Origin of the sequence: Streptococcus sp. 27098_8_73 (assembly GCF_041432495.1) — a bacterium.
Lineage (GTDB): Bacteria > Bacillota > Bacilli > Lactobacillales > Streptococcaceae > Streptococcus.
This window is the reverse complement of sequence record NZ_JAPVZT010000005.1, coordinates 40,649-66,392: the sequence shown is the minus strand read 5'-3', so window position 1 is coordinate 66,392 and position 25,744 is coordinate 40,649. Positions and strand designations below refer to the sequence as shown.

General features: G+C 44.1%; 18 protein-coding genes. 13 read left to right on the top strand and 5 right to left on the bottom strand.

Features of this window, described 5'->3' with window-relative positions; translation table 11 throughout:
- Positions 1-190: 190 nt before the first annotated feature.
- The 8 genes from lacG to O3651_RS04755 all read left to right on the top strand — a co-directional run bounded on the left by lacG (position 191) and on the right by O3651_RS04755 (position 13,483).
- On the top strand, positions 191-1,597 hold the full coding sequence (gene lacG, locus O3651_RS04790; RefSeq protein ID WP_371609730.1) for a 6-phospho-beta-galactosidase: 1,407 nt from the start codon (positions 191-193) through the stop codon (positions 1,595-1,597).
- Positions 1,598-1,820: 223 nt separating this feature from the next.
- Positions 1,821-3,716 carry an ABC-F family ATP-binding cassette domain-containing protein gene (locus O3651_RS04785; RefSeq protein WP_371609729.1) on the top strand — a complete coding sequence of 632 codons (1,896 nt, stop codon included), beginning with the start codon at positions 1,821-1,823 and terminating at the stop codon, positions 3,714-3,716.
- Positions 3,717-4,232: 516 nt separating this feature from the next.
- Complete coding sequence (locus tag O3651_RS04780) at positions 4,233-5,096, top strand: MutR family transcriptional regulator (RefSeq protein WP_371609728.1); 864 nt, start codon at positions 4,233-4,235, stop codon at positions 5,094-5,096.
- 78 nt (positions 5,097-5,174) lie between these two features.
- Entirely contained in the window at positions 5,175-6,356 is a 1,182-nt protein-coding gene (locus tag O3651_RS04775; RefSeq protein WP_371609727.1) for an MFS transporter, read from the top strand.
- A 255-nt stretch (positions 6,357-6,611) separates the two neighbouring features.
- On the top strand, positions 6,612-7,016 hold the full coding sequence (locus O3651_RS04770) for a PaaI family thioesterase (protein ID WP_005589681.1): 405 nt from the start codon (positions 6,612-6,614) through the stop codon (positions 7,014-7,016).
- Positions 6,997-7,758, top strand: a complete 762-nt coding sequence (locus tag O3651_RS04765) for an HAD family hydrolase (RefSeq protein WP_371609726.1) — start codon at positions 6,997-6,999, stop codon at positions 7,756-7,758. Before O3651_RS04770 ends, O3651_RS04765 begins: the two co-directional genes overlap by 20 nt.
- A 159-nt stretch (positions 7,759-7,917) precedes the next feature.
- Positions 7,918-8,676 carry a triose-phosphate isomerase gene (gene tpiA / locus O3651_RS04760; protein WP_005589685.1) on the top strand — a complete coding sequence of 253 codons (759 nt, stop codon included), beginning with the start codon at positions 7,918-7,920 and terminating at the stop codon, positions 8,674-8,676.
- 64 nt (positions 8,677-8,740) lie between these two features.
- Positions 8,741-13,483, top strand: a complete 4,743-nt coding sequence (locus O3651_RS04755) for a GBS Bsp-like repeat-containing protein (RefSeq protein ID WP_371609725.1) — start codon at positions 8,741-8,743, stop codon at positions 13,481-13,483.
- A 32-nt stretch (positions 13,484-13,515) separates the two neighbouring features.
- Here the strand turns inward: O3651_RS04755 and O3651_RS04750 are convergent, their stop codons facing one another.
- From O3651_RS04750 to O3651_RS04735, 4 genes are read right to left on the bottom strand one after another with little or no spacing between them, the layout of a single operon-like run.
- Positions 13,516-14,751: an aminoacyltransferase gene (locus O3651_RS04750; protein WP_371609724.1), complete on the bottom strand. Its 1,236-nt coding sequence runs from the start codon at positions 14,749-14,751 to the stop codon at positions 13,516-13,518.
- 14 nt (positions 14,752-14,765) lie between these two features.
- The gene (locus tag O3651_RS04745) at positions 14,766-15,980 is read right to left on the bottom strand and encodes an aminoacyltransferase (protein ID WP_371609723.1); all 1,215 of its coding nucleotides are present in this window, start codon (positions 15,978-15,980) and stop codon (positions 14,766-14,768) included.
- A complete protein-coding gene (gene yidA, locus O3651_RS04740; protein ID WP_371609722.1) occupies positions 15,980-16,789 on the bottom strand; it encodes a sugar-phosphatase in 810 nt (269 codons plus the stop codon). Before yidA ends, O3651_RS04745 begins: the two co-directional genes overlap by 1 nt.
- A 2-nt stretch (positions 16,790-16,791) precedes the next feature.
- Complete coding sequence (locus tag O3651_RS04735) at positions 16,792-18,093, bottom strand: HD domain-containing protein (RefSeq protein WP_371609721.1); 1,302 nt, start codon at positions 18,091-18,093, stop codon at positions 16,792-16,794.
- A 117-nt stretch (positions 18,094-18,210) separates the two neighbouring features.
- Between O3651_RS04735 and O3651_RS04730 the strand changes: the two genes are divergently transcribed.
- From O3651_RS04730 to ftsX, 5 genes are all read left to right on the top strand, one after another.
- Positions 18,211-18,600 carry a DUF1934 domain-containing protein gene (locus O3651_RS04730; RefSeq protein ID WP_185761020.1) on the top strand — a complete coding sequence of 130 codons (390 nt, stop codon included), beginning with the start codon at positions 18,211-18,213 and terminating at the stop codon, positions 18,598-18,600.
- A gap of 206 nt (positions 18,601-18,806) precedes the next feature.
- Entirely contained in the window at positions 18,807-21,503 is a 2,697-nt protein-coding gene (locus tag O3651_RS04725; protein ID WP_371609720.1) for a cation-translocating P-type ATPase, read from the top strand.
- Positions 21,504-21,786: 283 nt separating this feature from the next.
- Positions 21,787-22,882, top strand: a protein-coding gene (prfB, locus tag O3651_RS04720) for a peptide chain release factor 2 (protein ID WP_111705360.1) whose coding sequence is annotated in 2 segments (ribosomal slippage) — positions 21,787-21,858 and positions 21,860-22,882 — 1,095 coding nt in all. Because the reading frame shifts where the segments join, the coding sequence is not laid out codon by codon here.
- A gap of 54 nt (positions 22,883-22,936) precedes the next feature.
- Positions 22,937-23,629 carry a cell division ATP-binding protein FtsE gene (gene ftsE / locus O3651_RS04715; RefSeq protein WP_005589698.1) on the top strand — a complete coding sequence of 231 codons (693 nt, stop codon included), beginning with the start codon at positions 22,937-22,939 and terminating at the stop codon, positions 23,627-23,629.
- Positions 23,622-24,548, top strand: coding sequence for a permease-like cell division protein FtsX (gene ftsX / locus O3651_RS04710; RefSeq protein ID WP_371609719.1), 927 nt, complete (start codon positions 23,622-23,624; stop codon positions 24,546-24,548). Before ftsE ends, ftsX begins: the two co-directional genes overlap by 8 nt.
- 520 nt (positions 24,549-25,068) lie before the next feature.
- Here ftsX and O3651_RS04705 read toward each other — a convergent pair.
- The gene (locus tag O3651_RS04705; RefSeq protein ID WP_371609718.1) at positions 25,069-25,701 is read right to left on the bottom strand and encodes an MBL fold metallo-hydrolase; all 633 of its coding nucleotides are present in this window, start codon (positions 25,699-25,701) and stop codon (positions 25,069-25,071) included.
- Positions 25,702-25,744: the final 43 nt, after the last annotated feature.

The window sequence follows — 25,744 nt, the reverse complement described above, 5'->3', positions numbered from 1 at the left end:
CAGAAATCGGTAATTCGTTAGAATTCGATTTCGTCGTCCCATCTCCGTACAGTTGAGTAGGGCTGTAAAAGCTGATGAAATCAGCGTAGTAGAGTCCACTCAACCACTGCGTCTTGCTCGATAATCCAAAGACAATTGAGAGGCTAGGACTTTTGTACCACTCTCCAAATGTTATTGAAAGGAAAATAAGATGACAAAAAGCTTACCTAAAGATTTTATTTTCGGTGGTGCAACAGCAGCCTATCAAGCTGAGGGAGCAACCCACACAGATGGAAAAGGACCTGTTGCCTGGGATAAGTATCTAGAGGATAACTACTGGTACACGGCAGAACCTGCCAGCGACTTTTACCACAAATACCCTGTGGATCTGAAATTGGCTGAAGAATATGGTGTCAATGGTATTCGGATTTCTATTGCTTGGTCACGGATTTTCCCGACGGGCTATGGCGAGGTCAATTCAAAAGGTGTAGAGTTTTACCATAATCTTTTCGCAGAATGCCACAAACATCATGTAGAACCCTTTGTGACCCTTCACCACTTTGATACACCAGAGGCTCTTCATTCAAATGGCGATTTCCTCAATCGGGAAAATATTGAGCACTTTGTGGACTATGCGGCTTTCTGTTTTGAAGAATTTCCAGAAGTTCGCTATTGGACGACTTTCAATGAAATTGGTCCCATTGGTGACGGGCAGTACTTGGTCGGAAAATTCCCCCCAGGTATTCAGTATGACTTGGCCAAGGTTTTCCAATCTCATCACAATATGATGGTCTCACATGCCCGTGCTGTTAAGCTCTATAAGGACAAGGGTTACAAGGGTGAAATCGGTGTCGTTCATGCACTTCCGACAAAATATCCTTATGATCCAGAAAATCCAGCAGATGTCAGAGCGGCAGAGTTGGAAGATATTATTCATAATAAATTTATCCTTGATGCGACTTATCTGGGGCACTATTCAGATGTAACTCTGGCAGGAGTAAACCATATCCTTAAGGTCAATGGTGGTCAGCTGGATCTACGAGATGAAGACTTTGCGGCTTTAGAAGCAGCTAAAGACCTCAATGACTTCCTTGGCATCAACTACTATATGAGTGATTGGATGCGCGACTTTGACGGTGAAACAGAAATTATCCATAACGGAAAAGGCGAAAAGGGAAGCTCTAAGTACCAGATTAAGGGTGTAGGACGCAGAGAATCTCCGACCCATATACCGAAAACGGATTGGGATTGGATTATCTATCCGCAAGGTCTTTATGATCAAATCATGCGGATTAAGAAAGATTATCCAAACTACAAGAAGATTTATATCACAGAAAATGGTCTGGGTTATAAAGATGAATTTGTGGACAATACGGTTTACGACGATGCTCGCATTGATTACGTCAAGCAGCATCTGGAAGTTTTATCCGATGCGATTGCGGACGGGGCTAATGTCAAGGGCTACTTTATCTGGTCTCTGATGGATGTCTTTTCTTGGTCTAACGGTTATGAAAAACGCTACGGCTTATTCTACGTAGACTTCGAAACGCAGGAGCGCTATCCGAAGAAATCCGCTCACTGGTATAAGAAACTAGCTGAAACACAAATCATTGAATAAAAAATAAAGCCGTTAGAGTTGAGCTCTTTCGGTTTTTTTGGGCATGCTAATCCATAGAAGTCTGATTTGATGGTATTCAATCGCTAGACAGGATATTCTGGTCTGAGTGCTTGCGGAAAAATTTAAAATTCTCCTTTGAATTGGCTTGAGAGATAGACAGTTTGGATTTCATTTTTTATGACAGCCAATGGCTCTGTACTTGGAAATCTGCTATAATGGTTTTATGATTATTTTACAAGCAAACAAGATTGAACGCTCTTTTGCAGGGGAGCTACTTTTTGACAATATCAACCTGCAGGTAGATGAGAATGACCGGATTGCACTGGTCGGTAAAAACGGAGCTGGTAAGTCAACCCTGCTCAAGATTTTGGTGGGCGAGGAAGAGCCGACTTCTGGTCAAATCAATAAAAAACGAGACTTATCCTTGTCCTATCTGGCTCAGGACAGCCGCTTTGAGTCGGAGAATACCATCTATGACGAGATGCTGCTGGTCTTTGATAGTCTGCGTCAGCAGGAAAAACGCTTGCGGCAGATGGAGCTGCAAATGGGAGAATTGTCAGGGGAAGACCTGACTGCTCTCATGAACCAGTACGATCAGCTGTCAGAGGACTTTCGACAAAAGGGTGGTTTTACCTATGAGGCCGATATTCGAGCGATTTTAAATGGCTTCAAGTTTGACCAGTCCATGTGGCAGATGAAGATTTCTGAGCTTTCAGGCGGGCAGAATACCCGTCTAGCTCTGGCTAAGATGCTTTTGGAAAAGCCAGAACTTCTGGTCCTGGACGAGCCGACCAACCATTTGGATATTGAGACCATTGCCTGGCTAGAGACTTACTTAGTCAACTACAGCGGTGCCCTGATTATCGTCAGCCACGACCGCTATTTTCTGGACAAGGTAGCGACTATGACCCTAGACTTGACCCGGCACAGTCTGGGTCGCTATGTGGGCAATTACTCTAGCTTTGTGGTCCAAAAGGAGCAGAAGCTGGTCACTGAAGCCAAGAACTATGAAAAGCAACAGAAAGAAATCGCTGCGCTGGAGGACTTTGTCAACCGCAACCTGGTCCGGGCCTCTACGACCAAGCGGGCTCAGTCTCGCCGCAAGCAGTTGGAAAAGATGGAGCGTTTGGACAGGCCGGAGACCGGCAGTCGCTCGGCTAATATGACTTTCAAATCGGATAAGGTTTCAGGCAATGTTGTTCTGACCTTGGAAGATGCGGCTATTGGCTATGGCGAGGAAGTCCTGTCGGAGCCAATTAACCTTGACATTCGCAAGTTTAATGCGGTAGCTATTGTCGGGCCAAATGGGATTGGAAAGACGACCTTGATTAAGTCACTAATCGGTCAAGTGCCCTTCATCAGAGGCAAGGAGCAGCTGGGGGCTAATGTGGAAGTGGGCTACTATGACCAGACCCAGAGCAAACTGACTCCCAGCAATACGGTTCTCGACGAGCTATGGAATGACTTCAAGCTGACGCCAGAGGTCGAAATTCGCAATCGCTTAGGTGCTTTCCTCTTCTCGGGGGACGATGTCAAGAAATCTGTCGGCATGCTATCAGGTGGAGAGCGGGCGCGTTTGCTCCTCGCCAAGCTGTCTATGGAAAACAACAACTTCCTCATTCTCGACGAGCCGACCAATCACCTGGACATTGACAGCAAGGAAGTGCTGGAAAATGCCCTGATTGACTTTGACGGCACCCTGCTCTTTGTCAGCCACGACCGTTACTTTATCAACCGTGTGGCCACCCAGATAATCGAGCTCTCTGAGACAGGTTCCACCCTTTATCTGGGTGATTATGACTACTATCTGGAGAAAAAGGCAGAGCAGGAAGCCTTGCGTGAGGAGATAGAGCAGGTTGATTCTGATAAGTCTGCACCTGCCAATGACTATCAGCTTCAAAAGGAAAACCAGAAAGAACAGCGCCGACTGGCCCGCCGCCTAGAGCAATTGGAAGCGCAAATCGAGGATTTGGACAGTCAGATCAGTCAGCTTCAGGAAGCCATGAAGGCCACTAATGACGCCGCCGAACTCATGGAGAGCCAGCAGCAAATCGACCAGTTGACCGTCGCCCAAGAAGAAGCCATGCTAGAATGGGAAGAACTAGCGGAGAAGGTGTAGGAGTGTGTAGTTTCCGTTAGAAATGAGTTCACCAGAGCTCATAATGCTTAATTCACATGTGAAATCAGTCCTAAAAGAGCAAAAAACGAATTTTTACATGTGAAATCTCTGATTCTGTGACAAAAATATAAATCCTTCATGAAGAATTGTTTCCCTGAGAGCAAAAGACGAACTTTTACATGTGTTCTGAGATTTTTTCGAGGAAAAGAAAGCATTCTTCATGTAATCTAAGTTCTTTTAAAGAAAAGTCAGCCCGTCAGATTTTCTGAAAAGCTATTTTGGAGCAAAATGACTCTGTCAGATTTTCGGACGGTTAGTCTGAGAGCAAATCCCGAACTTTCTATTTTCGGACGAGTTCTTTTTGTAGAATTAGCCTTTTCCGATTTTCGGCCGAGAAGATTTTGACGAAATGAGGCTCGTCCGAAAGTAGAATCCGAACAAGGGGCGGTGAAGGTAATTTTGAAAGAGCGACTAGGGAAGTGAAACAGCAATTAAAGGAATTTAAGTGGTAAACAAATGGAAGATTTAGGCAAAGTTTTTCGCGATTTTCGTTTAAATGGGCATTATTCTTTGAAGGAAGCGGCTGGTCAGGTTTGCTCAACCTCTCAGCTATCTCGTTTTGAGCTGGGTGAGTCGGATATGACTCTCTCGAAATTTTTAGATCTTTTAGATAATATACATGTGACCCTTGAAAATTTTATGGACAAGGACCGGAATTTCCAGCAGCATGAGCATGTGGCCATGATGGGTAAGATTATCCCTCTTTACTACTCAAATGACATCAAGGGATTTCAAGACTTGCAAGCGGAGCAGTTGGAAAAGGCCGAGGCCAGCAGTGCGCCTCTTTACTATGAGCTGAATTGGATTTTGATGCAGGGCTTGATTTGTCAGCGAGACAGTCAGTTTCACATGAGGCAAGAAGATTTAGATAAGGTGGCTGATTATCTCTTCCAAGTGGAAGATTGGACCATGTACGAGCTGATCCTCTTTGGCAATCTCTACAGCTTCTATGATGTGGACTACGTCTACCGTCTGGGCAAGGAAGTTATGGAGCGGGAGGACTACTACAAAGAAATCGGTCGACATAAGAGACTAGTCTTGATTCTAGCTCTCAATTGCTACCAGCATTGTTTGGAAAGTCGTTCTTTTGATAAGGCTAGTTATTTTGGGGCTTACGTAGAGAAAATCATTGGCAAGGGCATTAAACTCTATGAACGCAATGTATTCCTCTATCTCAAGGGTTTTGCGGCTTATCAGAAGGGACAGAAGAAGCAGGGAATCAAGCAAATGCAGGAAGCCATGCACATCTTTGAAGTGCTGAATTTACCTGAGCAAGTCGCCTATTATCAAGAGCATTTCGATAAGTTTGTAAAAGCATAATTTCCCAAATATGGGAAAAATATAGAACCTCCCTCCATTCCTGATACAATAGTTTCAGAAATGGAAGGAGGTATTTTTATGAATCGACATGCAGCACAGCTGATTACACGGGCTGCTATTAATAAAATTGGGAATATGCTTTATGATTATGGGAATAGCATCTGGCTTGCTTCTTTGGGAGCTCTGGGACAGACGGTCTTGGGCATTTACCAGATATCAGAGCTAGTTACTTCTATCTTATTTAATCCTTTGGGTGGGGCCATTACAGATCGCTTTTCTAGACGTAAGGTACTGATGGTAACGGACTTGGTTTGTGCTGGGCTTTGTCTGCTGATTTCTTTTATTTCTAATGACCAGTTTATGATTGGAGCGCTGATTTTTGCCAATGTGGTTCAGGCTATAGCCTTTGCTTTTTCTAGGCCAGCTAATAAGTCTTATATTACCGAAATTGTGGATAAGGAAGACATCGTGGCCTACAATTCTCATCTGGAATTGGCCTTGCAGGTTATCAGTGTCTCAGCTCCAGTTTTGTCTTTTATCGTGATGCAGTATGCAAATCTGCGCGTGACCCTTCAGCTGGATGCCCTGAGCTTCTTTCTGGCTTTTGCCTTGGTTTACTTTCTGCCTAATCATGAGCCAAGCAAGCAGCAGTCTCCCATCAATTTTGGTAATATCCTGAGAGATATCAAAGAAGGGCTAGTTTATATCCGCCAGCAAAAGGAAATCTTCTTTCTGCTCTTGGTAGCTTCTGCCGTCAACTTTTTCTTTGCGGCCTTTAATTACCTGCTGCCTTTTACCAATCAGCTCTACGGTAAGACTGGCTCTTATGCAACTGTTTTGAGTTTGGGTGCTATAGGCTCAATCGTTGGAGCCATACTAGCCAGCAAGGTTAAGGCTAGTATGGGAAATTTACTTGTAGCCCTGCTATTGACCGGTGTTGGAGTCGCTGTCATGGGCATCTCTGCCTTGCTACCGGTTCATCCCTATTTTTCTTATTCTGGTAATCTTATCTGCGAGCTCTTTATGACTGTGTTCAACATTCATTTCTTCAGCCAGGTTCAGACCAAGGTGGACAAGCAGTATCTAGGCCGCGTTTTCTCAACAATCTACACGTTGGCTATTCTTTTCATGCCTCCTGCGACTTTTCTGATGACGATTCTACCGAGTGTCCACACTCTTTCCTTTCTCCTGATTGGTTTTGGAGTGATGGGATTGGCTTTGATTTCCTACCTTTATCAAAAGAGAATACAAAGAGACTAGGTTGGAGTGATTTCTAACCTAGTTTAATGTTTTGTCTTGCAAATCTTCAGCTGAGAATTTTTAAATTCATTACCAGCCTAATTTGGCTTAGAAGTTTCTTTCCAAGCTACTAGTCCAATTGGCTGATAGATTAGGAGTGCTAGAGATTTGAATAGCTGGTAGAAAAATTTTTTCCATCGGAATGTGCATATAATCATTGTTCCTTGCTAGTAAAAGTAGTATGATGAAGTATAAGCAAAATTAATGGAGTGAGGAATGAAAGATTTTCATTTTGATGCGATTTCAGCATTTGAAAACTATAAAATTGAGGAGGCCAAAGATGGCCATGTTTTAGTAACGACAGAGGTCGTCCCCTCTTCTCTAAACTATTATGGCAATGCACATGGAGGCTACTTGTTCACTTTATGCGATCAGATAAGTGGTTTGGTTGTCATTTCACAAGGAGCTGACGCTGTGACCTTGCAATCTTCCATCAATTATCTAAAAGCGGCCAAACTAGGCGATACTCTGAGCATTGAGGGGAACTGTATCCATGCCGGCCGGACAACTAGAGTGGTGGATGTGGATATTGTCAATCAAGATGGAAAGAATGTCTGCAAGGGAACCTTTACCATGTTTGTCACTGGCGAAAGGGGAGAAAATGCACAAGTTAGAATATAAACATTATCTTTTTGACTTTTACGGAACACTAGTAGATATCCGGACTGACGAAGATGATCCGACTTTATGGTTGTATCTTTCTCGCATCTATGCAGCATGTGGAGCAGATTATCAGCCAGAAGACTTGAAAAAGAAATATGGGCAATTGGTAGTAGAGCAAGAAAGTAAGATAGCCCAAGAGAAAGGCCTTGCCTATCCAGAGGTTGATTTGGTGGCGGTTTTCATTCAGCTTTTGCAGGAAGCTCCAACTAAGCATGAAACCCAGACTCCGCTTCTTGATTTGCAGGCTTGGGGAGAGCAGTTGGCCGTAACGTTTCGGAGTTTGTCCCGTCGTCAGCTCCATGCCTATCCCAATACCCTGAAAGTTTTAAAGGCTATTAAGGAGCAGGGAGGCGATGTTATTTTGCTCTCTAATGCTCAAAAGGCTTTTACAATGCCAGAAATTGAATTGACGGGTTGTGCCGATTATCTGGACAAAGTTTATATTTCTTCGGATTATCAGATCAAAAAACCACAAGCAGAATGGTTAGAACTCGTACTGGAGGAGAATCAGTTCAATCCAGAAGCTACGGTGATGGTTGGCAATGATTTTTCTACGGATATGGCTATTGCTCAAGCTGTTGGAATTGATAGCGTTTTGCTGAACACCTTTCCATACTCAGCTGCAGAGATAAATAAGCTTAATAAAATGCAGGCCAGAGTCATTACAGATATAGAAGAACTGCTGGAAAATAGGAAGTAAAAGACGACTTCGAGGTCTTTAAATGGTTTATTCACAGCCAAAACTGTGGATAACTCGTAGAAACATTACGATTTGATGAAAAATTGTGGATAACCTTTATTAATTTGCTTTCTTATGATATAATAGCCCATATAAATAAAAATAGAAGAGGTATGTGAAATGTCACGTAAACCATTTATCGCTGGTAACTGGAAAATGAACAAAAATCCAGAAGAAGCAAAAGCATTTGTTGAAGCAGTTGCGTCAAAACTTCCTTCATCAGACCTTGTTGAAGCAGGTATCGCAGCTCCTGCAGTTGATTTGACAACTGTTCTTGCTGCTGCAAAGGGTTCAAACCTTAAAGTTGCTGCTCAAAACTGCTACTTTGAAAATGCAGGTGCTTTCACTGGTGAAACAAGCCCACAAGTTTTGAAAGAAATCGGTACTGACTACGTTGTTATCGGTCACTCAGAACGCCGTGACTACTTCCATGAAACTGACGAAGATATCAACAAAAAAGCTAAAGCAATCTTTGCAAATGGTATGCTTCCAATCATCTGTTGTGGTGAAAGCCTTGAAACTTACGAAGCTGGTAAAGCTGCTGAATTCGTAGGTGCTCAAGTATCTGCTGCATTGGCTGGATTGACAGCTGAACAAGTTGCTGCATCAGTTATCGCTTACGAGCCAATCTGGGCTATCGGTACTGGTAAATCAGCTTCACAAGACGACGCACAAAAAATGTGTAAAGTTGTTCGTGACGTTGTAGCTGCTGACTTTGGTCAAGAAGTTGCTGATAAAGTTCGCGTTCAATACGGTGGTTCAGTTAAACCTGAAAATGTTGCTTCATACATGGCTTGCCCAGACGTTGACGGTGCCCTTGTTGGTGGTGCGTCACTTGAAGCTGAAAGCTTCCTAGCTCTTCTTGATTTTGTGAAATAAGAATAACATTAAATGGCTTGTCGCCTTAAAGGTGGCAAGCTTTTTAAAAGTTTGGAGATAAAAGGTGAAATCAAAGGAACTTATCTATTTAGCCAGTACAGCTATATTGCTAGCAGCAACGGCTAACGTAGTACAGGCAGAAGAAAATGCGCCGACAACCACAGACCATGAAGTAGCTAAGGCAGAACTTCAAGTAGAAAAGGATCATCAACCTCAGCAGGTAGCCTTACCAGAAGCGGTATCCACAGATCGTCAAGTCAAACAAGAAAGCTCGGTCGCAAAAGCTGAAGCTAGTCCAGTATACAAGGCACCAGAAAATCTGGCACCTGCTGCTAGTCTGGTCAAGGAGAATGTGCCAGAAAATAAAGCGAGTGAACAAGCAAAATCAGCTGCTTCTGAAGAGATTCAGAATCCAGTAAAGGCTGAGCAGACTTCCCCAGCGATCAGCGCCAGTCCTGCATCCAAAAAAGGCAGTACTTCTTTTTATAATGCAGCTTCTTCATCTGGACAAACAGCGCGTGGGAATTCACAAGCAGAAATCAAGGGCTCTACCTTTGTGGATGTGAGTAGTCATAACGGCCATATCAGCGTAGAAGACTATCGCCAATTAGCATCCAAAGGTGTTGGCGGTGTCGTTGTCAAACTGACAGAAGGAACCCACTATACTAATCCTTATGCTGAGTCTCAGGTTCGAAATGCGCAAGCAGCTGGTTTGCAAGTATCAACCTATGCCTTCTCGCATTATACAAATGATGCAGAAGCGAGAGCAGAGGCCCGTTACTATGCTGCTTTTGCTAATAAACTGTCCTTGCCTAAAAATACAGTCATGGTCAGTGATATGGAAGACCCTAAAATGCAAACGGGGATCAACCAGCATACTCAGGCTTGGGCAGATGAAATGCGCAAGCAGGGATATGCAAATCTGATGTATTACACGAGCGCTAGCTGGGTTGACCAGAACAACCTACGCCACAAAGGTTCAATCAATACATCTCTCTTTGGCCTTGATAATTTTTGGATTGCTCAGTATCCAGCACCGAAGCTAAGTGCAAATGATGCTAAAAATTTGAAGTACAATAGCAGAGCAGGAGCTTGGCAATTTACTTCTCAAGCGCAGCTGCTTTCTGGTAAGCATGTTTTCGACCAAAGTATTGACTACTCTGGTAGATTTACAGCTAGAGCTACTTTGGTCAAACAACCGCTGACAGGTAAGATTAGTATTCAAAATAATAATCCAAAAACTGGCACATTTGATGTTGTTGTTTCCGAAGTTTCCGCACCACATGGAGTTCAGGAAGTTAAACTTCCGACTTGGTCCAGTGAGCGTGGGCAAGATGATATTGTTTGGTACACTGCACCGAAGCAAGCCAACGGAACTTATAAGCTGACTGTTAATGCTGCCAACCATAAAGGTTCTACGGGCGAATACAATGTTCATTTGTATTACGTTCAAGGTGACGGCAAGTTGGTTGGCGTCGGTGGTACAACGACTAAGGTTTCAGTTGCTAAACCAGAAGGTAAGTTGACTATTGCCAACAACAATCCCAAGACCGGTACATTCGATGTGATTGTTTCTGAGGTTTCTAGCCCACAAGGCGTTCGTGAAGTCTTGCTTCCGACTTGGTCAAATGAGAATGGTCAGGATGACATCATCTGGCACAAGGCACAAAGACAGTCAGACGGTACATATAAATTTACCGTCCGTTCTAGCGAACACAAAAACTCTGTCGGCGACTACAGTGTCCACTTGTACTATGTCCAAAACGACGGCAAGTTAGTCGGCGTTGGTGGTACGACGACTAAGGTTTCCGTTGCGAAACCAGAAGGCAAGCTGACTATTACCAACAACAATCCTAAGACTGGTACATTCGACGTGATCGTGTCCGAAGTTTCTAGTCCGCAAGGTGTTCGTGAAGTCTTGCTTCCGACTTGGTCAAATGAAAATGGTCAGGATGATATCATCTGGCACAAGGCACAAAGACAGTCAGACGGCACTTATAAATTCACCGTTCGTGCCAGTGAGCACAAAAACTCTGTCGGCGACTACAGTGTCCACTTGTACTATATCCAAAATGACGGCAAGTTAGTCGGCGTTGGTGGTACAACGACTAAGGTTTCAGTTGCGAAGCCAGAAGGCAAGCTGACTATTGCTAACAACAATCCCAAGACCGGTACATTCGATGTGATTGTTTCTGAGGTTTCTAGTCCACAAGGCGTTCGTGAAGTCTTGCTTCCAACTTGGTCACATGAGAATGGCCAGGATGATTTGATTTGGCGCAAGGCACAGAAACAGTCAGACGGTACATATAAATTTACCGTCCGTTCTAGCGAGCATAAGAATTCCGTTGGTGACTACAGTGTCCACTTGTACTATATCCAAAACGACGGCAAGTTAGTCGGTGTCGGTGGTACAACAACTAAGGTTTCAGTTGCTAAACCAGAAGGCAAGCTGACTATTGCCAACAATAATCCCAAGACCGGTACGTTCGATGTGATCGTGTCCGAGGTTTCTAGCCCACAAGGCGTTCGTGAAGTCTTGCTTCCGACTTGGTCAAATGAGAATGGTCAAGATGACATCATTTGGCACAAGGCACAAAGACAGTCAGACGGCACTTATAAATTCACCGTTCGTGCCAGTGAGCACAAAAACTCTGTCGGCGACTACAGTGTCCACTTGTACTATATCCAAAACGACGGCAAGTTGGTCGGCGTCGGTGGTACGACGACTAAGGTTTCAGTTGCTAAGCCAGAAGGCAAGCTGACTATTGCCAACAACAATCCTAAGACCGGTACTTTCGACGTGATCGTGTCCGAGGTTTCTAGCCCACAAGGGGTTCGTGAAGTACTGCTTCCAACTTGGTCAAATGAGAATGGCCAAGATGACATCATCTGGCATAAGGCGCAGAAACAGTCAGACGGTACATATAAATTCACGGTTCGAGCCAGCGAGCATAAGAATTCTGTCGGCGACTACAGTGTTCACTTGTACTATGTCCAAAACGATGGCAAGATGGTTGGCGTTGGTGGTACGACGACTAAGGTTAGTCTTGCTTCCGTTGATAAACCAGAAGGCAAGCTGACTATTGCCAACAACAATCCTAAGACCGGTACTTTCGACGTGATCGTGTCCGAAGTTTCTAGTCCGCAAGGTGTTCGTGAAGTCTTGCTTCCGACTTGGTCCAATGATCAAGGTCAGGACGACATCATTTGGCACAAAGCACAGAAACAGTCAGATGGTACTTATAAATTTACTGTCCGTTCCAGCGAGCATAAGAACTCCGTTGGTGACTACAGTGTCCACTTGTACTATGTCCAAAATGACGGCAAGATGGTCGGTGTTGGCGGTACAACGACCAAGGTTTCAGTTGCTAAGCCAGAAGGCAAGCTGACTATTGCCAACAACGATCCAAAGACCGGTACATTCGATGTGATCGTGTCAGAGGTTTCTAGCCCGCAAGGGGTTCGTGAAGTCTTGCTTCCGACTTGGTCAAATGAGCAAGGTCAGGATGATATTATCTGGCACAAGGCTCAAAGACAGTCAGACGGTACATATAAATTTACCGTTAGTGCCAGCGAGCACAAGAATTCCGTTGGTGACTACAGTGTTCATTTGTATTACGTTCAAGGTGACGGAAAGTTGGTAAACGTCGGTGGTACCACGACTAAGATTTCAGTTGCTAAGCCAGAAGGCAAGCTGACTATTGCCAACAACGATCCAAAGACCGGTACTTTCGACGTGATCGTATCCGAGGTTTCTAGCCCGCAAGGCCTTCGTGAAGTCTTGCTTCCGACTTGGTCAAATGAGCAAGGTCAGGATGATTTGATATGGCACAAGGCGCAGAAACAGTCAGACGGTACATATAAATTCACTGTTCGTGCCAGCGAGCACAAGAATTCCGTTGGTGACTACAGTGTCCACTTGTACTATGTTCAAAATGACGGCAAGATGGTCGGTGTTGGTGGTACAACAACCAAGGTGTCCATTGCGGCAGGGGAGAAACCACAGGGAAAAATCAGTATCCAAAATAAAAACAATGAAACTGGTGAATTTGATATCGTCGTTTCTGGTGTTGTAGCTCCAGAAGGTGTCAAAACTGTCTATTTGCCGACTTGGTCCAGTCAAAATGGACAAGATGATATTCAGTGGTATACGGCGGAACGTCAAGCTGATGGTACTTATCGCAAGCATGTTTATGCAAGAGACCATAAAAATAGCCAAGGCGAGTACAATGTTCACCTATATTACTTGAACAATCGCAATCAGCTGCAAGGAGCTGGTGGAGAGAAAACTACGGTTTCTATTAAACATCCTCAATCGCCTAGCAGTCAGCGTGATCGTGTTCTTGCAGCAGCAGCAGCGATGGTTGGCGTCAAGGGAGGCAGTGCTGAGCACCACCGTTTGGTCAATGACTATAATAGCGTTAGACCGCTACCAGTCGGTTATGCTGTGAAGAATTCAGATGACTGGTGCGATATTTTCACGACAGTTATTTTCCAAAGAGAAGGCTTGAGCGATCTCATCGGTCGTGAATGTGGTGTTGAGCGCCATATTCATATCTTTAAACGTCTAGGTATTTGGAATGAAGATGGAAATTCTACACCTAAAGCCGGCGATATTATCACCTTTAACTGGGACAAAGATACCCAGCAAAATGATGGCTGGGCTGATCATATCGGTATTGTCGAAAAAGTCGAAAATGGCATCATTCATACGATTGAAGGTAACAGTAATAACGAAGTTAAACGCAATACTTACCGTATCGGTCATGGAAATATCCGTGGTTTTGCATCACCTCGTTATAGATAAACACACAAAAAACCAAGGGAAACCTTGGTTTTTTAACGTCTTAGAATTTTCTTTATGAACTGAAGCAGCTTAAATTTGAGAGGGTTAGGATAATAACGGAAAGTTCCCATTTTTCGGATGATGAAGCCGTTGAAGTTCTGTTTGAAGCGCAGAATGCTGTCAGAACCATCGAAAATTCCCATAATACCGAGGAAATTGTAAAATGGAATGCCTCTCTTGATACTTTCGGTCATAACGTATTCCTGCAGCAGGGCTGGAGCGTAGAATTTATTAAACTCAGGATAGGAGCCGCTGAAGAGATAGGTTGCTTCCTGGGGGGTATAGATAAAGAGGCTGGCAGCCAGGATTTGGTCTTGGTCGCCGTACTTGGCAATCAGTTCTTGGGCTTCTGCTTTGCGGGTTTCAAAGCTGTCAAACTGGCTGGAAAGCTCTCGCAGCTGGTTTTGCTTCTTTTCAGATTGAGGATTTTTTTCCAAGTCCGCCTGCAGTTTCTGGATTTTCTGGCCCAGTTTCTCTTGATCCTTTTGTAAGTTCTGAAGATAGTCCTTGAAGTTGAGACTGGCTGCCATAAAGTCTGCTTGCTGACCAAAGCTATCATAAAAATCTTGATAGTAGTCTAGTGGCTTGTCATCGTACTCTCGCCGGTCAGAAGTAGCAGCTGTGATATCTTTGAAAACGCTGAGTTGGTCACGTTCCAGCCTTTTTAGCTTGATACCAAAGGTATTCGCCTTTTTGACGGTCGCCTTGCCATTTTTACTGAAGGATTTGAGCAAGTCTTTCTCCGTCAGACCAGTTAAGTCTTTGACATAATGCCAATCAGGCTCCCCGCCTGGATAGCCCGTCTGTAAGCCGTCAAAGTCAAAGCCCAAATCAGTCAGTTGCTGGATAAGCTCGGCTTTTTCATCAGATGTGGGCTGGCCATTGCTATCAAAAGTCTGATACGTCTCATAGGGCTTGAAAATCAGCTCTAGGGCGCCTTCTTTTTTAGCATAGGCCTGCAAAGCTTGATAGAAAGGAGTCAAGTATTGAGCATCAGTAGAGACAGGACCGCAGTTGATTTCCATATGGAGGCCGCCAGTCATCGGCATACTGTAAAGGACAGCAGACACCACGACCTGTCCCTGCGGGTCGGTATAGCCGACATACTGGGTACTGAAGCCCCGCTTACTCAGCAGCTCTGCCATTTCCACGGTCTGCATAAAAGAGCGTTGGGAGCTAGCTGAGGTATGCTGGATGAATTCTTCTTGGTTGAGAAGTTTAAAGGTCATAGGCTTCCTTTCTGTTAATGCTTGCTGCGCAGTTTCTTTCTGAAGGTGTAAGCGAAATTGGAAAGATGGTAGAGGGGATTGGTCGGAAGGTTAAACTCACCAGCAAATTCCTCAATGGTCGGATTGAACTTGGATTTAAAGCTATAGAGACCACCCTTGAGGTCGTTTTCGATTCCGCCCATATTTTGCCAATCAGCTCCGCGCTCAAAAGCATGTTTGGCTGTTTCGTACCAAGTGATGATGGCTGGCTGGTAACGGCGGTACTCCTCGTCCATCCCGGCATAGATATTTTCAGAGGTTTTGCCGTATTCCAAGACCAGTGTGCCAGACAGGGGAACGACAGCAGCCCCTTGGCTGATTTTGTCCTGCAGAAAGTCAATCTCTTCTTGGAGGCGTTTCTGTTCTTGCTGGTTATTCTCAATCTTGCCGGGCTTGGTTTTCTCGGTAAATTTCTCTGCTTCCTTGAGTGTCTTGGTCAGCTGAGTCTGCAAGTCTTCCAAGCGTGCCTTTAGATCAATGCTAGACAAGGTGATGTAGGAGTGCTCAGGATAAGTATCCAAGAGTTTTTGGTAATAGTCTTTGCCACGCAGGTGGATGTTTTTTCTATTTTCCGTTTTCTTCATCAGGGCTGAAAAGTCATCCAATAGTTCTGCTCCGCCAAATTGGATTTGAATGCCTTTGTTACGGGCTGTACGAATGGCTTGGCGAGTACTCTTAGAAAGCAGCTCCTCGCTGAAATCTTCTTTATGTATATTGGCCTGCAAGCGAGGCTGGATGGTTTCGTCCAGAGACTCAGTCCGTCCAACCCAGACAGCTCCTGCTTCCTGTAACTGTTGAATCAGCTCAACCGTCTCGGCTTTGTCTTGCAATTCGCCACCCATCTTGCTTTCTGCCAGAAAGAGGCTAGGGTCAAATTTGACAAAAAGAGCTTTTTTCTCCTTGGCAAATTTCTTGAGCGACGCCAAAACAAAGGTCAGCAGCTCCTTGTCACTATAGTCCATGATAGGACCGCGCGGGATATAAAGCATGGTCATCCCCAAAGGCAGTGGTTTGATCAGGACACTGGCTGCAGCAACCAAGTGGCCATCTTTGTAGAAGCCCAAGCGCTCATTTCCCCAGTTGTCCTTGATTTGAGCCCAGGTTGCACTCTGAAGGAGATTGGCCTGCGGATGAGCTGTGACAAAATCATCGTGTTCCTGAGCTGAAATTCCAATTTTGTAGCTAAACATTATTTTAAAACCCACTCTCTAATAGCGTGTGCTACGCCGGATTCTTCGTTCGACTTGGTAATGTATTTGGCGATTTTCTTGAGTTCTTCTCTGCCGTTTTCCATGACAACAGGAGAGCCGACTGCTTCTAGCATGGCGCGGTCGTTTTCTTCATCACCGATGGCCATGGTTTGCTCCTTGGTCAAGCCAAGTTTTTCAGCCAGATGGAGGATAGCAGCCCCTTTATTGACAGTTTTTTTGACAATTTCTAGATAGAAGGGAGCGGACTTGACCAGTGTATATTTTTCGGCCAATTCCGGTGGTAGCTTGGCAATGGCTGCATCCAGAATTTCTGGTTCATCAATATACATGCATTTGACGATTTCTTTATCAGCCATTTCTTCAGGTGTGCGATAGAAGATCGGCATGTTGACCAGATTGGATTCGTAAACAGTGTACTTGCCGATGTTGCGATTGGCTGTATAAATGCCGTCTTTTGTGATGGCATGCATGTGAATGCCTAATTTTCGCCCGAGCAGTTCGATATCCAGATAGTCCTCATAAGTCAGTGTTTCTTTGATTAATTCTTCACCTGTGACAGTATCCTGCACCAGTCCGCCATTGAAGGTCACGACATAGTTGTCTGGCTGATTAAGCTCTAGCTCCTCGAGAAGCCTTTGAACACCAGCAATAGGTCGGCCGGTTGCAATGACAATCTTGACGCCAGCAGCCTTGGCATCCTGAACAGCGCTGAAGACTTCAGGAGTGATTTCTTTTTGGTTATTTAAAAGGGTGCCGTCAATGTCGACGGCAACTAATTTGATAGACATATTTATTCTCCGTAGGTAAATTGGTCGTTTTTGATATAATGCATAAAGGCCTGGTTTTTTTCGCTGAAAAGTCCGGTCTCTGCCAGCATTTCCTTGGGGAAGTAGAAGCGATTATCGCCTTGTCTAGTTCCGGCTAGCGAATGAACGATAGGAGACAGGCTGGACAGTTCTGCTAAGCAGCCATCTTTTTGCAGAATTTCTATCTGAGTCCGGGGTTTTTCAACGTCAGGCCGGTAGAAATCATAGGGCAAATCAAAATTACGATGAATAGCAGTATAGTAATCAGGGTCAAAGCCAACCTGTCCAACTAGGTCTCGCATGATATCCAAATGTGTTTCGTTTTCCTGAGAGAAGACGATAGACTTAAAGACCTTGCGATTGATAAAACGCTGAGCCAAGTCAGATAAAATCTTGTCGGGACTCGTCATCCAAACTTGGAAATAGGTATTCATAACACCATCATCCAAGGCCAGATAATCCTGCAGGGTCACTCTGTTTTCAAAGAACGGAATGAGATTGGGCGATGACAGCGCAAAATAATCCTTCTGAGCCGGATAGAGAAACTTGGCCCGCTTGAGCAGATTTTGCAGCAGAACTTCCATAGCACGGCTAGCCGGGTGGAAATAGACCTGCATGTACATCTGGTAGCGGCTGACTACATAGTCCTCCACAGCATGCATGCCATTGCGTTTGAAGGCGATGCCCTTTTCTACAGGACAAATCACTCGTAAAATTCTGGTCAAATCAAATTGCCCATAGGAAGCGCCAGTAAAGAAGGAATCTCGCAAGAGATAATCCATCCGGTCCACATCTATCTGGCTGGAAATCAGCTGGACCACCTGCTTATTGGGATAGGTATGGTTGATGACGCTGGCTACTTTTTCTGGGAAATCCGGCGAAACCTGTACCAGGGCCTGATGAATCTCTGTCTCAGGACTGGTGATGATTTGCCGCGTAATGTCCTCATGATCGGTATCAAAGAGGCGTTCAAAAGTATGTGAATAAGCGCCATGTCCCAAATCATGCAGGAGAGCGGCTGTCATGGTTAGCAGGCTTTCGTGACTATCCCAGACATCGCTATATTTTTCATTGAAAATCTTGGTGATGCGTCGGGCAATCTCGTAAGCTCCCAGACAATGCGAAAAACGGCTGTGCTCCCCGCCGTGGAAAGTATAGCCGGAAGTGCCCAGCTGTTTGATGCGACGCAGCCGTTGAAATTCTTTGGTATTGATTAAATCATAAATGACCTGATGATCCACATGCACATAATTATGGACGGGATCTCGAAATACTTTTTCAATCATAGTCCTATTATATCATAAATGCTCAGTGGACGAAATTCAAAGCCTGAAGTAGAAAGGAAGAATTCTCAAGAAATTTTTGGTAAAATAGAGGAAAGAAACAAGGAATGTGAGAAAATCATGAAAATTAGAATGAGAAATCAAATCAAATTAGATGAACAAATGGAGTTGATTGACCAGGTCTACGATGTAGAATGGACAAAAAAAGGAAGCAATCACTATTTGGTTTATCAGAGCGAGGAGCAGGAAAAGGTTCTTCTAAAATTTAATGAAGACAAGCTGACCATGACCCGCTTTTCTGATCCGAAAACCATTCTTCATTTTATCAAGAATGGTCAGCATTTAGTATCTATCCCGACTCCGCTGGGTGCTCAACAGTTTGTGACGGATACTCAGCACTATCACTTAGATGCAGAAAATCAGGCTTTGGAACTTCACTATGATTTGAAAAGAGCCGACGATGATCAGCTCTTCGCCTCTTATCAGATGAAAATCGAATGGCAAGAATAAAAAATTGAAAAATAACAGCTCTGCCTTGAAAAATACAAAAATTTTGGTATAATAAATACACTCAAGGGAGTAGCTAACGGTTTTACCGTTACAAGGTCGTCAATACGAAAGAAATTTCCGGCCTTGTATGAAATAGCGAGACTTGTTAATAAACAGGTCTCTTTTTTGTTTATTTTGAAAGAGGCCCATCAAAAGGAGGAGACATTTTGTCAAAAGAACAAAAGCGCCAAGCTTTTTATACGCAAAGTCCTGAGGAAGTTTTGCAAGCAATGGAAGCTTCCGAACAAGGGTTGACCAGCAACCAAGCCCAGCAACGTTTGGCGGACTACGGTCGCAATGAACTGGATGAAGGGGAGAAAAAGACTCTCTTGATGAAATTCATTGAGCAGTTCAAGGATTTGATGATTATCATCTTGTTGGTAGCAGCTGTCTTGTCTGTTGTGACGTCAGGTGGTGAGGATATTGCGGATGCTATCATTATCCTAGCCGTGGTCATCATCAATGCCATCTTTGGTGTCTACCAGGAAGGCAAGGCTGAAGAAGCCATTGCGGCTCTCAAATCTATGTCCAGCCCAGCTGCGCGTGTCCTGCGTGATGGCCATGTTACAGAAGTCGATTCTAAGGACTTAGTACCTGGTGATATTGTCCGACTGGAAGCCGGCGATGTTGTACCGGCAGATATGCGACTTTTGGAAGCTAATTCTCTGAAAATCGAAGAAGCAGCTCTGACAGGTGAGTCTGTGCCAGTTGAGAAAGATTTGACTGTTGCAGTAGCGGCAGATGCTGGTATCGGAGACCGGGTCAACATGGCCTTCCAAAACTCCAATGTCACTTACGGTCGAGGAGTAGGGGTTGTTGTCAATACAGGGATGTTCACAGAAGTCGGTCATATCGCAGGTATGTTGCAAGATGCAGATGAAACTGACACACCGCTCAAGCAAAATCTCAATAGCCTGTCTAAGGTTCTGACCTATGCGATCTTAGTGATTGCTGCGGTGACCTTTGTAGTCGGTGTCTTCATTCAAGGAAAAGATCCACTTGGTGAACTGATGACATCAGTTGCTCTTGCGGTTGCGGCTATTCCAGAAGGATTGCCAGCTATCGTTACCATCGTGCTTGCTTTGGGAACTCAGGTTCTGGCTAAGCGAAATTCGATTGTCCGTAAGCTGCCTGCTGTTGAGACTTTGGGATCAACTGAGATTATCGCTTCAGATAAGACTGGTACCCTGACCATGAATAAGATGACGGTCGAAAAAGTCTTTTACGACGGAGTCCTGAATGAAGCTGGGCAAGATATTGAGCTTGGTTTGGAGCTGCCGCTCTTACGTTCGGTTGTCCTAGCCAATGATACTAAGATTGACCAAGAAGGCACGCTAATTGGTGATCCAACAGAAACAGCCTTTATCCAGTATGCCTTGGACAAGGGCTATGATGTTAAAGGATTTTTAGAGAAATATCCTCGTGTGGCTGAGCTGCCGTTTGATTCAGACCGTAAGCTCATGTCTACTGTCCATCCATTGCCAGATGGGAAATTCTTGGTGGCTGTCAAGGGTGCTCCTGACCAACTCTTGAAACGTTGTGTTTCACGTGATAAGGCTGGAGATGTTGCAGCGATTGATGATGCTACATCACAGCTGATCAAGTCTAATAACTCAGAAATGGCTCACCAAGCTCTGCGCGTGCTAGCTGGCGCCTACAAGTTTATTGATGCAGTTCCGGCTGACTTGACATCTGAAAATCTGGAAAATGACTTAATCTTTACAGGTTTAATCGGTATGATTGACCCAGAACGTGCAGAAGCTGCAGAAGCTGTCCGTGTAGCCAAGGAAGCAGGTATTCGTCCGATTATGATTACTGGTGACCACCAAGATACAGCTGAAGCGATTGCTAAGCGCTTGGGAATCATTGAAGCAGGAGATACTGAAGACCATGTCTTGACTGGTGCTGAGCTCAATGAGCTCTCTGATGCAGAATTTGAAAAGGTGGTTGGTCAATACTCTGTCTATGCGCGGGTTTCTCCTGAGCATAAGGTACGGATTGTCAAAGCTTGGCAAAACCAAGGTAAGGTCGTTGCCATGACAGGTGACGGTGTCAATGACGCACCAGCTCTGAAAACAGCCGATATCGGTATCGGTATGGGGATCACTGGTACAGAGGTTTCTAAGGGTGCCTCTGATATGATTCTGGCGGATGATAACTTCGCGACCATTATCGTCGCAGTTGAAGAAGGACGGAAGGTCTTCTCAAACATTCAAAAGACCATTCAGTACCTGCTTTCTGCCAATACAGCTGAAGTGCTGACTATTTTCTTGGCAACCCTCTTTGGATGGGATGTGCTGCAGCCTGTTCATCTGCTTTGGATCAACTTGGTAACGGATACTTTCCCAGCTATTGCTCTGGGGGTTGAACCTGCTGAGCCAGGTGTCATGACTCACAAGCCTCGTGGCCGTAAGTCTAGCTTCTTCTCAGGCGGAGTTCTGAGCTCTATCATCTACCAAGGTGTCCTTCAAGGGGCTTTGGTCCTGGCAGTTTATGGTTATGCCATCTCAAATCCAGTCCATATGGGTGATATGAAGGCTATCCATGCTGATGCCCTTACCATGGCCTTTGCGACTCTGGGGCTCATCCAGCTCTTCCATGCTTACAATGTAAAATCTGTTTACCAATCTATCTTTACAGTTGGCCCATTCAAGTCTAAGACCTTCAACTGGTCTATTCTGGTTTCTTTCATCCTCTTGATTTCAACCATTGTCATTGATCCACTTGAAAAGATTTTCCATGTGACCAAGCTGGACTTGTCACAATGGACAGTTGTTCTGATTGGTAGCTTTGCCATGATTGTCATTGTTGAAATTGTTAAGTTCATCCAACGTAAATTAGGTATGGACAAGAATGCCATTTAACAGCAAAAGTCATCTACGGATGGCTTTTTTGCGTAAATATGGCTTTGGTGGCGGTTATGGATCTGACCAAAAAACAGCTCATTTTCGTGGATAAAGGCTGGGAAGTCTCGAAAAAATCCTAGCAACCCATGTCATTATATTACTTTTTTAACAATTCCGTAACAAGCAGCTCCCATTCTTGCCTATCCATTAAAAATTGTATAAAATGAAGGTGCTTCATTATCTGATTAGGCAAATGTCTGAAAATGTGTTATAATAAAACGATATATGAAAAGAGGTATTTATGGACATTTCAGAAATTCGTCAAAAGATTGACGCAAATCGTGAAAAATTAGCTTCTTTCAGGGGGTCTCTTTGACTTAGAAGGTCTGGAAGAAGAAATTGCCATCTTAGAAAATAAGATGACAGAACCTGACTTTTGGGACGACAACATTGCAGCCCAGAAGACATCTCAAGAGCTCAATGAACTCAAGCAAACCTATGAAAATTTCCATCAGATGACCGAGCTTTTTGATGAATCGGAAATCTTGCTTGATTTTCTGGCTGAGGACGACTCGGTTCAGGAAGAGCTGGAAGAAAAGTTGACCGAGCTTGAGAAGATGATGACTAGCTATGAGATGACTCTCTTGCTGTCAGAGCCTTATGATAATAACAACGCCATTCTTGAAATTCACCCAGGTTCTGGTGGAACAGAGGCTCAGGATTGGGGCGATATGCTGCTGCGAATGTACACGCGCTTCGGCAATGCCAAGGGCTTCAAAGTAGAAGTCTTGGACTATCAGGCTGGTGATGAGGCTGGGATTAAGTCAGTAACCCTTTCATTTGAAGGGCCGCATGCTTATGGTCTACTCAAGTCAGAGATGGGCGTTCATCGCTTGGTTCGGATTTCGCCATTTGATTCAGCGAAACGTCGTCATACTTCCTTTACCTCAGTAGAGGTTATGCCAGAGTTGGACGATACTATTGAAGTAGAAGTCCGTGATGATGACATTAAGATGGATACTTTCCGTTCAGGCGGAGCCGGCGGACAAAACGTCAATAAGGTATCAACTGGTGTGCGATTGACCCATATTCCGACAGGAATTGTCGTACAGTCTACCGTTGACCGGACCCAGTATGGCAACCGTGACCGGGCTATGAAAATGCTGCAGGCTAAGCTCTATCAGTTGGAGCAAGAGAAAAAAGCAGCAGAAGTTGATTCGCTTAAGGGAGATAAAAAAGAGATTTCTTGGGGAAGTCAGATTCGTTCTTATGTCTTTACTCCTTATACCATGGTCAAAGATCATCGAACCAGCTATGAAGTAGCTCAGGTAGATAAGGTTATGGACGGAGACTTAGACGGCTTTATTGATGCCTATTTAAAATGGAGACTCAACTAAAAACAGAGTGAAATCGCTAGATAAAAACTCTGATGAAAGGAATTGTACTAATTCATGTCAATGATTGAAATGAAAGACGTTGTTAAAAAGTATGACAACGGGACAACTGCTCTACGTGGTGTATCTATACATATCGAACCAGGTGAATTTGCCTATATTGTAGGTCCATCAGGAGCAGGTAAATCAACCTTTATTAGACTCCTCTATCGTGAAATTAAAATCGATAAAGGAAACCTTGCTGTAGCAGGGTTTAACTTGGGGAAAATCAAGAAACGGGATATCCCAATGTTGCGCCGTAGAGTCGGTGTGGTTTTCCAAGACTATAAACTACTTCCTAAAAAGACCGTTTATGAGAATATTGCCTATGCCATGGAAGTTATCGGTGAGCGTCGTAGAAATATCAAGAAACGCGTCATGGAAGTTTTGGATCTGGTTGGCCTTAAGCACAAGGTTCGTTCCTTCCCTAATGAGTTATCAGGGGGGGAACAGCAGCGGATTGCAATTGCGCGTGCCATTGTTAACAACCCTCAGGTCTTGATTGCTGACGAGCCGACTGGTAACTTGGACCCAGATAATTCATGGGAAATCATGAATTTGCTGGAGCGCATTAACCTGCAAGGAACTACAGTCCTGATGGCGACTCACAATAGTCAGATTGTAAATACCCTACGTCACCGCGTCATTGCTATCGAAAATGGTCGTGTGGTGCGTGATGAGGCGGAAGGAGAATACGGATACGATGATTAGAAGGTTTTTCCGTCATTTGATTGAATCGCTTAAGAGCCTTAAGCGGAATGGTTGGATGACAGTCGCAGCTGTGAGTTCAGTTACGATTACTCTCAGTTTAGTTGCTATCTTTGCCTCTGTTATTTTAAATACCGCAGAGCTAGCGTCTGATATTTCAAACAACGTTCGTATTGTTGTCTATATGCGTAAAGACATCGCTGACAACAGCAAAACAATCGTTAAAGAAGGTCAGACCGTTAAAAATAATGATTACCATAAGATTTATGACGCCCTAACTTCGATGGACCATGTCTCAAAGGTTACCTACTCAAGTAAAGAAGAGCAGTACGAAAAGCTGACAGAGACAATGGGAAGTGAATGGAAGGTCTTTGAGGGAGATTCAAACCCACTTTATGATGCTTACATTGTCGATACGACAGAGCATAAATACGTAGATTCTGTTGCGGCAGAAGCCAAGAAACTGGAAGGCGTTTCGGAAGTGCAGGATGGTGGAGCTAATACGCAAAAACTCTTTGCCCTATCTGATTTTATCCGAGTATGGGGACTGGTAGGGGCAGGCTTGCTCATCTTTATTGCAGTCTTCCTGATTTCCAATACCATTCGGATTACTATTATTTCACGGAGTCGTGAGATTCAGATTATGCGCTTAGTGGGTGCAAAAAACAGCTATATCCGCGGTCCCTTCCTCTTTGAAGGCGCTTGGATTGGTTTGCTAGGTTCAGTTTTACCAGTAGTTTTAGTTTATTTTGGTTATAATATGGCCTATCAAACCATGAATAAAAATCTCGTTGCGCAAAATCTTTCCATGATTGAGCCACACTTGTTTGTCCCTGCTATGATTGGGGCTGTATCAGTATTGGGAATCTTTATCGGTTCACTTGGCTCATCCATTTCTATGAGACGCTTCTTGAAGATTTAATAAAAAAACAGCCTACAAAGGCTGTTCGGATTGAAAGCAAACATCAATTGGTGTTTGTTTTTTTTATTGCACTAATAAATTGGAGAGAGGGGCAAGGAGTAAAGTAGCATAATTTTATTCATACAAATTACTACTATCGCTTTGTTTTCGATAGGCCAAGGCTGATTATAATGAGGGTAAAAAAGAATGCAGACAGGAGGCCTTTTGTGGTACTGTTTAGAAAAGGCTTGTCAAAAACATAAAAATTATAAGCAGAAAAACCTAATCCAAGGAGAGTTAGTATAGCTGAAATAGCCAGCAGAATTAACAAAATTTTTCTTTTATCCATCATGAAGACCATCATTTATTTTCTATGAACTAAGTATATCATAATAAGCAAAAAGTGACATGACATGGAAGTCAGATTGTAGAGGCAATTTCCTGACTTTTTCTAAAAGCCCTTTTTTCATTCTTACATAGAAACAGTTATTTACTATATAAAAAATGAGGCAATCTTGTTATCTGCCCCACTATCAGTTTATTAGAAAAATGGATTGAAATTCTTTTCGTGGCCAATCGTTGTGTCATTTCCATGGCCGGGATAGACACGATAATCTTTGGGCAAGACAAATAATTCTTCGCGGATGCCAGCAAGGAGCTGGTCCATATTACCAGTTGGTAGATCTGTTCTGCCGATGGTTTCACGGAAGAGAGCATCACCAGTCAGGACGACCTGCTCTTCTGGGAAAATAATGGAAACTCCTCCAATAGAATGACCAGGTGTCTGCACAGCATAGAAATGAAAGTCGTCCAGTTGGTAGTCTTGGTGATAGGCGAAATAATGTTCGGCAGGTCTGAGAATGACGTCTTCCAAATCTGAATGGCGGTCAAGACCGGATAGATTATCTGTCGGAGTATAGAGCCAGCTTGCTTCGCTCTCCGCTACATAGACGGGTGGATTGGCAAAGTTATCTCGGACCTTATCCAGACTCATAATATGGTCGTAATGCGTATGAGTCAGCAAAATAGCAGTGATGGGTTTAGCGATTTCTTCTAGCTTGCGTTGGATTTTCCGCCAGTCGCTGCCGGGGTCAACTACGATGACATGACGGTCATTTTCAAGGATATAAGTATTTTCAAAAGCGATGATATTGACAATTTTGTGAACTTTCATTGGGCTTCCTCTGCGTATGTTTTCTCAATAAAGAGTGTAACAA

What these genes read in the sequence shown, in the direction of transcription:
- lacG (WP_371609730.1), top strand. Translation starts at nt 191, where the DNA reads ATGACAAAAAGCTTACCTAAAGATTTTATTTTCGGTGGTGCAACAGCA.
- tpiA (WP_005589685.1), top strand. Translation starts at nt 7,918, where the DNA reads ATGTCACGTAAACCATTTATCGCTGGTAACTGGAAAATGAACAAAAAT.
- O3651_RS04785 (WP_371609729.1), top strand. Translation starts at nt 1,821, where the DNA reads ATGATTATTTTACAAGCAAACAAGATTGAACGCTCTTTTGCAGGGGAG.
- O3651_RS04775 (WP_371609727.1), top strand. Translation starts at nt 5,175, where the DNA reads ATGAATCGACATGCAGCACAGCTGATTACACGGGCTGCTATTAATAAA.
- O3651_RS04705 (WP_371609718.1), bottom strand. Translation starts at nt 25,701, where the DNA reads ATGAAAGTTCACAAAATTGTCAATATCATCGCTTTTGAAAATACTTAT.
- yidA (WP_371609722.1), bottom strand. Translation starts at nt 16,789, where the DNA reads ATGTCTATCAAATTAGTTGCCGTCGACATTGACGGCACCCTTTTAAAT.
- ftsE (WP_005589698.1), top strand. Translation starts at nt 22,937, where the DNA reads ATGTCAATGATTGAAATGAAAGACGTTGTTAAAAAGTATGACAACGGG.
- ftsX (WP_371609719.1), top strand. Translation starts at nt 23,622, where the DNA reads ATGATTAGAAGGTTTTTCCGTCATTTGATTGAATCGCTTAAGAGCCTT.
- O3651_RS04735 (WP_371609721.1), bottom strand. Translation starts at nt 18,093, where the DNA reads ATGATTGAAAAAGTATTTCGAGATCCCGTCCATAATTATGTGCATGTG.
- O3651_RS04765 (WP_371609726.1), top strand. Translation starts at nt 6,997, where the DNA reads ATGCACAAGTTAGAATATAAACATTATCTTTTTGACTTTTACGGAACA.
- O3651_RS04750 (WP_371609724.1), bottom strand. Translation starts at nt 14,751, where the DNA reads ATGACCTTTAAACTTCTCAACCAAGAAGAATTCATCCAGCATACCTCA.
- O3651_RS04745 (WP_371609723.1), bottom strand. Translation starts at nt 15,980, where the DNA reads ATGTTTAGCTACAAAATTGGAATTTCAGCTCAGGAACACGATGATTTT.
- O3651_RS04730 (WP_185761020.1), top strand. Translation starts at nt 18,211, where the DNA reads ATGAAAATTAGAATGAGAAATCAAATCAAATTAGATGAACAAATGGAG.
- O3651_RS04780 (WP_371609728.1), top strand. Translation starts at nt 4,233, where the DNA reads ATGGAAGATTTAGGCAAAGTTTTTCGCGATTTTCGTTTAAATGGGCAT.
- O3651_RS04770 (WP_005589681.1), top strand. Translation starts at nt 6,612, where the DNA reads ATGAAAGATTTTCATTTTGATGCGATTTCAGCATTTGAAAACTATAAA.